This is a genomic window from Janthinobacterium sp. 67, assembly GCF_002797895.1.
GTDB lineage: Bacteria > Pseudomonadota > Gammaproteobacteria > Burkholderiales > Burkholderiaceae_D > Janthinobacterium.
Genome location: NZ_PGES01000001.1, coordinates 6,078,303 through 6,090,641, shown reverse-complemented (window position 1 = coordinate 6,090,641; position 12,339 = coordinate 6,078,303). Strand labels below are relative to the sequence as shown.

15 protein-coding genes are annotated in these 12,339 nt (G+C 65.5%); 7 read left to right on the top strand and 8 right to left on the bottom strand.

What is annotated here, in order from left to right; translation table 11 throughout:
- Positions 1-70: 70 nt before the first annotated feature.
- Both CLU90_RS27405 and CLU90_RS27400 read right to left on the bottom strand, forming a co-directional pair.
- Positions 71-1,498, bottom strand: a complete 1,428-nt coding sequence (locus tag CLU90_RS27405; protein ID WP_092718705.1) for a M23/M56 family metallopeptidase — start codon at positions 1,496-1,498, stop codon at positions 71-73.
- Between the two features lie 3 nt (positions 1,499-1,501).
- A complete protein-coding gene (locus CLU90_RS27400) occupies positions 1,502-1,879 on the bottom strand; it encodes a BlaI/MecI/CopY family transcriptional regulator (RefSeq protein ID WP_092718702.1) in 378 nt (125 codons plus the stop codon).
- A 406-nt stretch (positions 1,880-2,285) separates the two neighbouring features.
- Here CLU90_RS27400 and CLU90_RS27395 point away from each other — a divergent pair, with 406 nt between their 5' ends.
- The 6 genes from CLU90_RS27395 (at position 2,286) to CLU90_RS27370 (ending at position 7,023) form a co-directional block, all read left to right on the top strand.
- Positions 2,286-3,656, top strand: coding sequence for a DEAD/DEAH box helicase (locus tag CLU90_RS27395; protein WP_092718700.1), 1,371 nt, complete (start codon positions 2,286-2,288; stop codon positions 3,654-3,656).
- A gap of 233 nt (positions 3,657-3,889) precedes the next feature.
- On the top strand, positions 3,890-4,681 hold the full coding sequence (otnI, locus tag CLU90_RS27390) for a 2-oxo-tetronate isomerase (RefSeq protein ID WP_092718698.1): 792 nt from the start codon (positions 3,890-3,892) through the stop codon (positions 4,679-4,681).
- Positions 4,682-4,769: 88 nt separating this feature from the next.
- Positions 4,770-5,576, top strand: coding sequence for a hypothetical protein (locus CLU90_RS27385; protein ID WP_100429301.1), 807 nt, complete (start codon positions 4,770-4,772; stop codon positions 5,574-5,576).
- A complete protein-coding gene (locus CLU90_RS27380) occupies positions 5,561-6,034 on the top strand; it encodes a hypothetical protein (RefSeq protein WP_092718694.1) in 474 nt (157 codons plus the stop codon). The genes CLU90_RS27385 and CLU90_RS27380 overlap by 16 nt, the downstream gene beginning before the upstream one ends.
- Before the next feature lie 80 nt (positions 6,035-6,114).
- The gene (locus tag CLU90_RS27375) at positions 6,115-6,534 is read left to right on the top strand and encodes a VOC family protein (RefSeq protein WP_100429299.1); all 420 of its coding nucleotides are present in this window, start codon (positions 6,115-6,117) and stop codon (positions 6,532-6,534) included.
- Between the two features lie 108 nt (positions 6,535-6,642).
- Complete coding sequence (locus CLU90_RS27370) at positions 6,643-7,023, top strand: TraR/DksA family transcriptional regulator (protein ID WP_092718689.1); 381 nt, start codon at positions 6,643-6,645, stop codon at positions 7,021-7,023.
- A gap of 163 nt (positions 7,024-7,186) precedes the next feature.
- Here the strand turns inward: CLU90_RS27370 and phbB are convergent, their stop codons facing one another.
- Positions 7,187-7,933, bottom strand: coding sequence for an acetoacetyl-CoA reductase (gene phbB, locus CLU90_RS27365; RefSeq protein WP_100429298.1), 747 nt, complete (start codon positions 7,931-7,933; stop codon positions 7,187-7,189).
- Between the two features lie 168 nt (positions 7,934-8,101).
- On the opposite strand from phbB, the gene CLU90_RS27360 reads away from it, so the two are divergent.
- Positions 8,102-8,968, top strand: a complete 867-nt coding sequence (locus CLU90_RS27360; protein WP_092718683.1) for a universal stress protein — start codon at positions 8,102-8,104, stop codon at positions 8,966-8,968.
- Positions 8,969-8,988: 20 nt separating this feature from the next.
- Here the strand turns inward: CLU90_RS27360 and CLU90_RS27355 are convergent, their stop codons facing one another.
- The 5 genes from CLU90_RS27355 to CLU90_RS27335 form a co-directional block, all read right to left on the bottom strand.
- Complete coding sequence (locus tag CLU90_RS27355) at positions 8,989-9,348, bottom strand: hypothetical protein (RefSeq protein WP_100429297.1); 360 nt, start codon at positions 9,346-9,348, stop codon at positions 8,989-8,991.
- A gap of 191 nt (positions 9,349-9,539) precedes the next feature.
- Positions 9,540-10,106 (bottom strand): glycine zipper domain-containing protein, encoded by a 567-nt coding sequence (locus CLU90_RS27350; protein ID WP_092718678.1) that lies wholly within the window; start codon positions 10,104-10,106, stop codon positions 9,540-9,542.
- A 106-nt stretch (positions 10,107-10,212) separates the two neighbouring features.
- A complete protein-coding gene (locus tag CLU90_RS27345) occupies positions 10,213-10,956 on the bottom strand; it encodes an amino acid ABC transporter ATP-binding protein (protein ID WP_092718675.1) in 744 nt (247 codons plus the stop codon).
- A complete protein-coding gene (locus CLU90_RS27340; protein ID WP_092718672.1) occupies positions 10,953-11,645 on the bottom strand; it encodes an amino acid ABC transporter permease in 693 nt (230 codons plus the stop codon). The genes CLU90_RS27345 and CLU90_RS27340 overlap by 4 nt, the downstream gene beginning before the upstream one ends.
- A complete protein-coding gene (locus CLU90_RS27335; protein WP_092718669.1) occupies positions 11,645-12,322 on the bottom strand; it encodes an amino acid ABC transporter permease in 678 nt (225 codons plus the stop codon). Before CLU90_RS27335 ends, CLU90_RS27340 begins: the two co-directional genes overlap by 1 nt.
- Positions 12,323-12,339 lie beyond the last annotated feature (17 nt).

The window sequence follows — 12,339 nt, the reverse complement described above, 5'->3', positions numbered from 1 at the left end:
AATCCTGAAAGGTCTATGGTGGTGACGGCTTGCGCGTTCCCGCGCTCAGCCGACCTGCGGCCGGATCACGCTAATGGCCGAATTGTTCCTTGCGCATGCGCAGGGCGCGCGCGGTGGCGTTGGCATCGAGGCCGGCCAGCCACTGTCTCGGATCCTGCAAGCGCCCGTCGCGCGTGACCTCGAAATGCAAATGCGGCCCCGTCGCCAGACCGGTGGCGCCCACGGTGCCGATGGCCTGCCCTGCCGTGACGGCCATGCCGGTCGTCAGCGTGACCCGGTCGAGATGGGCATACAGCGACTCGACGCCAGCGCCATGGTCGATGCGCACGGTCTTGCCAAGGCGCGCATCTTCGCTGACGCTGGCGATGCCGTCGGCCGCCGCATGCACGGGCGTGCCGCGCCTGGCGCCCAGATCGATGCCGCGATGACCTTGCGGCGTCATCTGGCGCACGACGCCAAAGAAGCCGGTCACGCGCATGGTGTCCAGGGGATTGCGCCAGAGAGCTGGCGCCGTCGCCGGCGCAGCGAGCATGCTTGCCGGCGCGGCTGCCACGGCCCACGCCAGTGCCGGCTGCAGCGCCAGGCTGGCCGCGCCAATCGCGCACAGCAGCAGCGCCGTCAGCGCCCGCAGGGCCGTGGATGGACGCGCCTGCCCGTCACGCATGCGCAGCAGGCGCTCGGCCATGCTGCCGCCACCAAAGGCCAGCCCCGGCAGCGGCTGGGCCTGCAGGCCCAGTTGCCTGACCAGGGCCGCCGCATATTGCTGGCGCTGGCGCGGGGGCCGGCCAGCCAGTACCTGGCGGTCGCAACCGAGCTCTTGCGCCCAAGCCAGCTGGCCGGCCAGCCAGCGCGCGGCGGGATTGAACCACAGCAGCGCCTGCAGCATGTTGGTCAGCAGCAAGAGTACGGGATCGCGCCGGCGTGCATGGGTCAGCTCATGGGCGATCACCAGCTGCTGCTGTTCCGGCGTAAATTGCGCCAGGTGCGCCGGCAACAGCAGACGCGGCTGCCACACGCCCACCAGCATCGGCGAGATCGGCGCCGCCACTTCCAGCACGTCCACGCCGTGCAGGCGGCGGCGCTGCGCCAGTTGCAACAAGCTGCGCAACATGGCGTGGCCTCGCTGCCAGCGCCAGGCTGCGCAAGCGACGCCCAGCAGGTAAATCAGGCCCCAGGCGGATGGCACCCAGGCCAGCCAGGATGCGGCCGATGGCAGCCCGGCAGCTGGCGCAGCCATGGCCAGCTGCACGCCGGGCGCCGAGCCGGCCAGGGAAACGGGCACGCTCAGTTCGGGCACCACGCTCAGTTGCCGCGTGTCAGGCAGCAGCGGCAGCACAAACACGGCGACCAGCACGAGCTGAGCACCCAGCCACACGCTGCGCTGCGCCGCCAGCGCGGGCCAGCGCCGTTGTGCCAGACTCAGCAATGCCCACAGCAGCAAGCCGGTCACGAGACAGGCGGCGCTGGCCTGCAACAGCGTGAGGGAAAACAGCAGCATCGCTCAGTCCTTTCCCTCAAGCGGCCAGTCCTGCAGCAGTTGCTCCAGCGCCGCCAGTTCCTGCTGGTCCACGAGTTTGCTGCCCGTAAACATACTGACCGGCAAGGGACTGTCGATTTCCATCACGCGCCGGCCAAAGTCGTGGGCGAACGCGGCCAGGGTGACCACCTTGTCCACGTTCGCCTCATACACGCGCACGCCATGCACGCTGCGCTGCAGCAGCATGCCCTTGTCCAGCATGCGCTCGACGGTCTTGCGCGTGGATGAGAACGACCATCCCAGCTCGTCTTCCACCCTGGCGTGCAATTCACGCGCGGACAGCGGATGATCTTTCCACAATGCTTTCAATAACGACAGCTCGGTGACGGAGGGCGTGCTCATGGTGCATCCTTTAGTGACTATTGACACAATTATGCGACAACAGCCACACGCACACAAGCACTATTTGCGACAGCTGTCGCATGCGCTAAAACGCCTCCCGTGCGTCTTCCGCTCGGGCACGCCCTGTCCAGGTGGCCGCGAAAGGCCAGTGATCACGTCGCCACTGCCCAGTTTCCATATCGTATAACTCAGGCTTTCCAGAACGACAGCGTGCCTTGGCCTCGCTTTTCTTTACTTGCGACATTGCAAACCTGAAACAAAACAGGCGCGTTTTTGCCAGGCTGTTATACTTCGCGTGTGCGGCACATATGACCAGTCCCCTTGCCGCTGTCTTTCGACCCCTAATCTGATTGCCTGCGACTGGCGCCTCACGATGGCGACAGGCCGATCTCACAATAAAGTTACCATGTCCTTTTCCTCCCTCGGATTGTCCGACGCTATCGTACGTGCCGTTACCGAACACGGCTACACCGTGCCGACCCCGATCCAGTCGCAGGCGATTCCCGCCGTGCTGGCTGGCGGCGACTTGCTGGCCGGCGCACAAACCGGTACCGGCAAGACGGCCGGCTTCACCCTGCCCGTGCTGCACCGCCTGTCGACCGACGCCAATGGCGCGGCCATCACCAGCAACACGTCGACGCGTCCTATCCGCGCCCTGATCCTGGCCCCGACGCGCGAACTCGCCGCGCAGGTCGAGGAAAGCGTGCGCGCCTACAGCAAGTACACGAAATTGAACTCGGCCGTGATCTTCGGCGGCGTCGGCATCAACCCGCAAATCAAGCAGCTCAAGCATGGCGTCGACATCCTCGTCGCCACGCCGGGCCGTTTGCTCGACCACATGGGCCAGGGCACCGTCGACCTGTCGAAAGTGGAAATCCTGATCCTGGACGAAGCCGACCGCATGCTGGACATGGGTTTCATCCGCGACATCAAGAAAGTGCTGGCCGTGCTGCCGCCAAAACGCCAGAACCTGCTGTTCTCGGCTACCTTCTCGGAAGAGATCAAGGCCCTGGCCGACGGCTTGCTGAACAAGCCGGCCATGATCGAAGTGGCGCGCCGCAATTCGACCGTGGAAGTGATCAAGCAAAAGATCCATCCGGTCGACCGCGACAAGAAGCACCCGATGCTGTCCTACCTGATCAAGTCGAACAGCTGGACGCAAGTGCTGGTCTTTACGCGCACCAAGCATGGCGCCAATAAGCTGGTCGAGCAGCTGGGTGCGGACGGCATCGGCGCCCTGGCCATCCACGGCAACAAGAGCCAGTCGGCGCGCACGCGCGCGCTGTCCGAGTTCAAGGATGGCACCTTGCAAGTGCTGGTCGCCACCGACATCGCCGCGCGCGGTATCGATATCGACCAGTTGCCGCACGTCGTCAACTACGACTTGCCGAACATTCCGGAAGACTATGTGCACCGTATCGGCCGCACGGGCCGTGCCGGCGCCAAGGGCGAAGCCGTGTCGCTGGTCTGCGTGGATGAGCACGAAATGTTGAAAGACATCGAAAAGCTGATCAAGCAAACCCTGCCGCGCGAAGTCATCGCCGGTTTTGAACCGGACCCGACCGCACGTGCCCAGCCTGTGCAATTGCGCAGCGGCACCGGCGGCCACCGCAACAACAGCCGCGCGCCAGCGGGCGCCGTCGTGCGCGTGAAAACCGGTGGCGGCGGCGCCAAGCCACGCAGCGCCGGCCCTTCGGGCGGCGGTGGCGGCGGCAACCGCAGCGGCAATGCGCCGCGTTCGGCAGCATCGCACCGTTCCGGCGGTCGCGGCCGCTAAAACGCAGCCTTAAAGCTACTGCGCGGGGCGCTATTGCGTTTGCGTTGCTCGCCGTACTCTTGTACGGCTGCGCTACTCGACGCAATATCACTCCCGCTCGCTACGCTTTCAGGCGGCGTTTGTCTTTCTTGAAATGCGCTCCCCAACCTCGTTGGCGGGCGCATTTTTCATGCCCGCCACCAATTGCGGATTTGGGCTACGATAGTGCCCATTGCCCTCACCTGCGTGCCGCCATGCCGAACTTCGCTGCCAACCTCAGCATGATGTTTACCGAACTGCCCTTCCTCGACCGCTTTGCCGCCGCCAGGGAAGCGGGCTTCGATGCCGTCGAATTCCTGTTTCCCTATGCCGTCGAGGCGCGGCAGATCGCCATGCGGCTGGAGCGCCACCAGCTGCAGCTGGCCGTCTTCAACTTCCCTCCCGGCGACTGGGAACACGGCGAGCGGGGCATCGCCTGCGACCCGCGCCGGGGTGAAGAGTTCCGCAGCAACGTGCAGCTGGCGCTCAACTACGCGCTGGCGCTGGGGGCGAAACAGCTGCACTGCATGTCCGGCATCGTGCCGCCCGGCATGAGCCTGGAGCGGGCGCGGCAAAGCCTGATCGGCAACCTGCAATATGCGGCCGACGCCTGCCGTCCGCATGGCATCAACGTGCTGATCGAGCCGATCAACCACCACGACATGCCCGGTTACTTTCTGAACCATAGTCAGCAGGCGGCCGACATCATCGCCGACTGCCAGCGCAGCAATATCTTCCTGCAGTACGACATTTATCACATGCAGCGCATGGAGGGCGAGTTGAGCAACACCATCCGCGCCATGCTGCCCCTGATCCGCCACATCCAGATCGCCGACACGCCGGGCCGCCACGAACCGGGCACGGGCGAGATCAACTACCGCCATCTGTTCAAGCTGCTGGACCAGGTCGGCTACGCGGGCTGGGTCGGCTGCGAATACCGTCCCGCCAGCGACACCGTTTCCGGACTGGGCTGGCGCGAACAATTGGCAGGCGGCGCGGGCGCCTGATCGCAGCCCGCTTGCGCCCGCACAAGGCGGGCGGCGCAGGCCGGCACGACAATACCTTTCCATACAGTATTTCCTGTCGAGAGGTGTCGTGTCCGCCCTGCCCGCCCGCCATCGCCGCACCGTTTTCCTGAGTTTTTTCCTGGCTGCCGCGCTGTGCGGCTGCGCCACCGCGCGCCCCGAGCTGGCGCACGTGCGGGCCCTGGCCGCCGGCACCGATGGCCTGACCGCGTTCAGCGAACTGTCGCAGCGCCACGTGGACAGCTACCAGCGCACCCGCCCCTATCTGTCGCCATCCGAAGACGCGCGCGAACGCCTGCTCGACGTCCAGCGCCGCGCCGCGCAGGCCGACGTCGCCCGCCTGGCGCAAGCCGTACGCCTGTACCTGCAGGCCCTGGGCCGGCTGGCCGATGCCGACGCATATGACGTGCAGACGGAACTGGCCGGCGCCGGCGCCGCCATCCGCGCCTGGCCGGGCAGCGGCATCGACGACCGCCACGTCAACGCCTACACCTTGCTGCTGCAGCAACTCGCGCGTCTGGGCGGCGCGGCCAGCCAGCAGGCGCAGCTGGCGCAAGTGCTGCACGACGGCGACACGCCGCTGCAAACCCTGCTGGCCGCGCTCGACGGCTTGCTGGCGCTGTACGACAAAAGCGGCGACAACGAGCGCGACATGGTGCTCGGCTTGCTCGACGTGGAAATCGCCTATGCGGACGCGCCGCGGCAGCGCCTGCTGGCCGTGCTGGCGAAAAACATGCAGCAAAACAAGACCGAGGAATACCGGCTGTACGGCTTGCGCCACACCCTGGCGCGCCGGCAACTGGCGGCACTGGGACGCGAACACGCCCGGCTCGCCGCCGCCCTCACCACCACGGAGGCAAGATGGACGGATCGGTAGGCAGGAGCGGAGACAGCGAACGCCGCGAAGCGGCTCTCAGCAGCGCCATGCGCGTCGAGCAACTGGCCGACAGCCTGTCGCAGGCGGCCGTCACCTTGCACGGCGCCGTCATGCGCGCCATCCGCAAGCGCGCCAGCCAGGGAGAAAATGGCATCAGCCACAGCCAGGCGCAAGCCGTTTTCGCCCTGGAAGTGGCCTTGCGCCAGCAAGCCAACCAGCTGTATGCCGATGCGGCCGGACACACGGTGGCGGGCCTGGAGACGGCGCAGCGCCAGCTCAGCGGCCTGCTCGACGCGGTGCGCCTGCGCATCGCCCGCAACGATGACGTGCGTCACTGGATCAGCCTGGCGACGAGCTTGCTGCACCTGGGTAGCGCCGTGCTCGCCGGCAATCCGGAACGCATCCTCAGCACCCTGGGCAAGGTGCGTGAGCGGCTGCAAGAGATGGCGCCGGACTGATTGAAATCGGCCAGCGAGCGCCTATACTGGGACGTCCCCGCCTGGCAATCGTGCCCGCGGGGCCACCAGAGGAGACCAACATGCGTATCGAACCGTATTTGCAATTCAATGGAAACTGCGCGCAAGCGCTGGAATACTACCGCCAACACCTGCATGGCACGGACCTGTGCCTGATGCCATTTCGGGGCACGCCGGGCCAGGAGCAAGTCAAGGAAGACTGGTATGACAAGATCATGCACGGCTCCGTGCAGCTGGGCCCCACGATGCTGATGGGCTCGGATGGCGGCTGCAACGAAGACGGCGCCAAGGGCATGAACGGCTGCTCGGTCTGCCTGACCGTCGATACGCCGGAAGAGGCGGAACAGGCTTTCGCCGCGCTGGCCCGTGACGGCACCATCCAGATGCCCATGGAAGAAACGTTCTGGGCCAAGCGCTTCGGCATGCTGAAAGACCAGTTCGGCGTCGCCTGGATGATCAACTGCCTGAAAGAACCAGCATAAAACGGCCCATGCCCGCCTGCGCCGCGTCAAACGCGGCGCGGGTGCTGGCGCAAGCAAAGTCGCCCATCCTGGACTACCATAGAGGAGAGACTCCTATCGGGGACAGCCATGAATGGATTGCCGCAAGACCAGTTGCAACGCCTGCAGGGCGTGCTGGAGCAACGCAAGCTGGCGCTGCAGGAACAGATCGATAGCGAAGCGGCCGAAGCGGACGCGCGCGCCTCCTTGCTTAATGAAATCGAAGCCTCGCCGGCCGACAACGCCAGCGTGCGCACCTTGAACGCCCTCGTCAGCGAAGCGGCCGAGCACAATCAGGCGCAACTGGCCATCATCAAGCACGCGCTGGCCAAGTTTGCCGATGGCAGCTACGGCCTGTGCGACAGCTGCGGCGAAGCCATCGGCCTGTCGCGCCTGAACGCCCGCCCGGAAGCGCGGCTGTGCATCGATTGCCAGACGCGGCTGGAAAAAGCCCGGCGCCCGGTACCATAAGGGCTGCATGACTGCGCAACAACAAAGGGCAAGGCATCGCTGCCCTGCCCCCTGTATTCCAGCGTGACTGCCATTGCCTGCCGTCCTGCGCCAGCGTCTGTGCGCCGGCTGGGTGGACGGGTCTCCTCTACTGCCATTGCCTCTGTGCAAGCTGTTCGCTTGCTTAACTCATGTGCTGCCCGCCATTGATGGCGATGTTCGCGCCCGTCACAAACGCGGCCTCGTCCGATGCCAGGTAAGCGACCAGGGCGGCCACCTCGTCCGGCTCGCCCAGGCGGCCCAGGGGAATTTGCGGCAGGATCTTCGTTTCCATGATATCGGCGGGCACGGCCGTCACCATCTGCGTGCGCAAATAGCCGGGCGAGACCGTGTTGACGGTGATGCCGTGGCGCGCCACTTCCAGCGCCAGCGCCTTGCTGAAGCCATGCACGCCCGCCTTGGCGGCCGCGTAATTGCACTGGCCAAACGCGCCCTTCTGGCCATTGACGGACGAGATATTGATGATGCGCCCCCATTTATGTTCGAGCATCGGTTCGAGCACCTGCTTGCTCATGTTGAACAGGCTGTCGAGATTGGTACGCATGACCTCGCTCCAATGCGGCAATTCCATCTTGCGCATGCTCTGATCGCGCGTGATGCCGGCGTTGTTGACCAGCACGTCGATGCGACCGAACTGCGCCAGCACGCTGGACACGGCCTCGCCGCAGGCGGCGAAATCCGTCACGTCGAGGGCCAGCGGATGAAAATAATACTGCTGCGCCTGCTGCTCGTCGAGCCAGCCAGCCACCCGCGCATTGCCCGGCGTATGCGCGGCCACGACGGCAAAGCCCGCCCCATGCAGGCGGCGGCACAAGGCCGTGCCCAGGCCGCCCATGCCGCCCGTGACCAGCGCTACTTTTTGCTCCTTCATGACTGTTTCTCCCCGCTTGTTATGGTTGTTCTGCGTGGCATCAAGTGTAGGAGCAGTTTTTATAGCCAGCCTTGCGCCATATCAAATGCCCAGTCTGATGCAGTCGTGCGCGACGGGCACCCGGGACTGTGCCAGAATGGCCGCTACTGCACAGCGAGAGGACAGGCCATGACGTATAAAACCGTATTGCTCCACGTCGACGACAGCGCGGGGCGCGCCGCCCGCATCGAAGCGGCGGCCAGCATCGCCCAGGCTTGCGGCGGCCACCTGACGGGCGTGGCGCTGACGGGCGTGTCGCGCCTGCTGTACCAGAACCAGCCCGACCTCGATGCGGACCCGAATCTGAGCCTGCACCTGAACTTCCTGCGCGACCGGGCCACGCGCGCCCTCGACGGTTTCGAGGCGCAGGTGCGCGCGGCCGGCGTCGCCTCGTTCGAACAGCGCGTGCTCGACGACGAGGCGGCGGGCGGCATCAGCCTGCTCGCCCGCTATGCGGACCTGGTCGTCATCAGCCAATACAATGCCAAGGATAAATCGCCGTCCGTGATGCGCGACTTTCCCGCCTATGTGCTGCTGCATTCGGGCCGACCCGTGCTGATCGTGCCGTATGCGCCGCCGCTGCCCCTGCTGGCGCCGCCGGCGGCCGCGCGCAATGTGCTCATTTCCTGGAATGCCAGCAAGGAAGCGAGCCGCGCCGTGAGCGCCGCCCTGCCCCTGCTGCAGCGCGCCGGCCAAGTCCACGTGGCCATCTTCGACGCCCAGGTGCATGCCGCCGAGCACGGCGAACAGCCGGGCGCGGAACTGACGCAATACCTGGCGCGCCACGGCGTGGAAGCGCGGCTGCATTTGCTCGATGGCGGTGGCGTGCGGCGCGGCGATATCGGCGAAGCGCTGCTGTCGCAGGCGGCCGACCTGTCGGCCGACTTGCTGGTGATGGGGGCGTATGGCCATTCGCGCCTGCGCGAAACCATCCTCGGTGGCGTCACGCGCACGATTTTGCAAAGCATGACGATCCCCGTGCTGATGGCGCACTAGGGATTATTCAAAGGGGCGGGCTAGCCGCCCTGCCAGGGCTGGCTGCGGATTTTCGCCACCTGGCGCTGCGCCAGCCACTGCCACAGCTGCAAGGCGGCGTCCTGCGGCAAGGCCGACATGTGGCGCGGACTGGCCAGGGCGATTTCGCAATCGCGGTCCGACCATTCCTCGAAAGTGACTTCGCCTCCGCTAGCGACTTCGACCTGATACATCAAGCCGTCGTCGTAGCCAAAGCGCAACAGCACGGCGGCCGGGCCGCCGTCCTGCGTGGCGCCGCCGCCGCGGTAGACCTCGGCCAGCGCATCGGCCAGCTGTGCCGGCGAGGGCGCGCAGATGTCGCGCCCGTCGGCCCGTGTCAGAATGAACCATCCCTGTGTCATGACGCGACCTCCTATTCATACTCGTTAGCATGCGAGGCAAGTACTACAGGCAGTCACCTGGGTCCAGTGTCACTTCGGGCGCGCGGAAACTATCCCTGTCGGCATTGAATTATTACGAATACTAACAAGGATCATACCTAAAATTTCATGCGGCGCGGCATTTATGCATATTCCACAGCCGGCACGCCGATTCAGGCCACCAGCACGGGAATGCTGAGCGGGTCGAAATCGTGCCAGTCGCCATTGGCGATCGTGCCTTCCGCTTCCTCGATGTGCTCGGCGCCCAGCCGGTGCAAGGTCTCGAGCGCCCGTTCGCGCTCGTCGGGGCCGCCCAGCGCGACAGCGATCAGCATGCCAGGGTGGCGGGGCTGGCGGCGGTTTTCGCCATTTTCCTCGCCATTGGCTTCCGGCTCACCCGCCTCCTTCATCTTGTTGAAACTGTAGAGCGAGCCCACGTGGGCGCCCACCAGCGCCCCCACCACCGGGCCCAGCGGCCCCGTCGCCAGGGTGGTGGCCGCGCCGATGCCCGCACCCACGGCGGCCCCGACGGCCACGCCTTCGGCGACGCCCTCGGGCGTTTCCTTCGCGCCCGGCGACACGTCGCGGTCGCCGCCCAGCGCATGCAAGTCGTGCTGGCCCGGCTGGTTGACAAAGAAGGAACTGATGCGGCTATCGGGAAAGCCCGCCTGGTTCAGGGCCGCGCGCGCGGCGTCGATCTGTTCCTGCAACTGAAAATGACCTGCGATGATGCGTGACATGGTACGGCCCTCCTGGTCGGCTGCTGGCGCAACGCGCGCCGCTTGCCTGGCTAGCGTGCGCTTGCCGCCAGCGAAATACCGTTCGCTTGCGCACACAGCCGCCCAATCATGCGGCCGCGCCGAAGGGACTGCGGATATCGGACAGGAATTGCTGTGCGCGCGCATGTTGCGGCCGCGTAAAAAATTCATCGGGCGTGGCCCGTTCCAGTACTTGTCCGTGGTCCATGAACCAGACGCGGTCCGCCACTTCGCGCGCAAAGCCCATTTCATGCGTCACGCACACCATCGTCATGCCGCCCCGCGCCAGGTCGCGCATCACTTGCAGCACCTCGCCCACCATTTCCGGGTCCAGCGCACTCGTCGGTTCGTCGAACAGCATCAGCGGCGGCTGCATGGCCAGCGCGCGGGCGATGGCCACGCGCTGCTGCTGCCCGCCCGACAGGGCCGCCGGCATGGCCCGCGCCTTGTGCGCCAGCCCCACCCGTTCCAGCAGGGCCAGCGCCCGCTCCTCGGCCTCGCGCCGGGTCAGGCCGCGCAAGCGCTGCGGCGCCAGCGCGCAATTGTCCAGCACGGACAAATGCGGGAACAGGTTGAATTGCTGGAATACAAAACCGATGTGCGAGCGGAAGGCATTCACGTCCAGCCCCGGCGCGTAAATGTCCTGGCCCGCCACCGTGATGCGACCCGAAGCGATAGGTTCGAGCCGGTTGATGGTGCGGATCAGGGTCGACTTGCCGGAGCCGGACGGCCCGCACACGACCAGCACCTCGCCCTTGGCCACATGCTCGTTGATGCCATTCAAGGCGTGATAATCGCCATAGTATTTGTTGACGTTGTCAAAGTTGATCATGCCGCCGCTTTCAAGAGACGCGCCTGGCGCCGCTCGAGCCAGAAGGCGGCGCGCGACAGGCTGAAACATAAAACAAAATACGTCATGCCCAGCAGGAAATACACTTGCACGGGTTTCGTCAGCACCAGGCCATTGACTTGCGTAGCGATGAACGACACTTCAGTCAGGCCGATGATGGTTCCCAGCGAGGTTTCCTTGATCGTCGAGACGAACTGGTTCACCAGCGAAGGCAGCATGTGGCGCAGCGCCTGCGGCAGCACGACCTGGCGCATGCTGTCCAGATAGTTCAAGCCCAGCGAACGGGCCGCTTCCACCTGTCCGCGCGGCACGGCTTGCACGCCGGCGCGCACGATCTCCGCCAGATAAATGCCGTCGAAAATGACGAGGGCGGCCAGCATGGTGCCGAACTGCCCGCCTTCATGGCCCGTGATGCTGGGCAGGAAAAAATAGGCCCAGAAGATGACGAGCAGCAAGGGGATGCCCCGTACCACGTGGATCAGCGCGGCGACGGGCCAGCGCAGCAGCCGCCAGGGACTCAAGCGCGCCAGCCCCAGCAGCAAGCCGAACGGCAAGCTGAGCACCAGTGCCAGGCTGGCCAGCAGCACCGTCAGCGCGAGGCCGCCCAGCGGTCCCTCGGGATAGCGTCCGACGAGGAAATACAGCCAGTAATCGTGTATCAGTTCCAGCATCAGGACACCTTCTTTTGCAGCCAGGCCGCCAGGCCCGCGATGAGCAGGGAAACGGCCAGATACGCCGCGCTGGCGAAAATGAACGCATCGACGCTGCGGAACGAAGCCGCCTCCACGCGCTGGGTCTGGTACATCAGTTCGGCCACGCCGATGACGGTGGCGATGCTGGTGTTTTGCCACAGGTTCAGGGTTTGCGACAGCAGCGGCGGCGCGGCCAGGCGCAGCGCCTGCGGCACGATGCACAAACGCATGGTGGCGAGAAAGCTGAACCCCAGCGCCCGGCCCGCCTCGAATTGCTGGACAGGAATAGCGCGGATGCCGCTGCGGATGTCTTCCGCCATGTAGGCGGCCGTGTACAAGGTCAGGGCCGCGATGGCGCTGGCAGCTTCGATATTGCCGGCATACAAGCGCTCCTTCCACGTGTCGGGCAGCAATTCGGGCGCGCCGAAATACCAGAACAGGAAGTGGGCCAGCAAGGGCACGTTACGGATCAGCTCGACATACGCGGCACCCAGCCCGTTGAGCAGGCGCGACGGCGCCAGGCGCAGCATGGCCACGCCGCACGCCAGCGGCAAAGCCAGCAGCAAGGTGACGCCCATCAGTTGCAGAGAGAGCAGCAGGCCGGACAGCAACCAGTCGCCATAGTCTCCGGCCAGTAAAAAGTTCAGATCAAACATGCGGAAGAGGCGGCAAG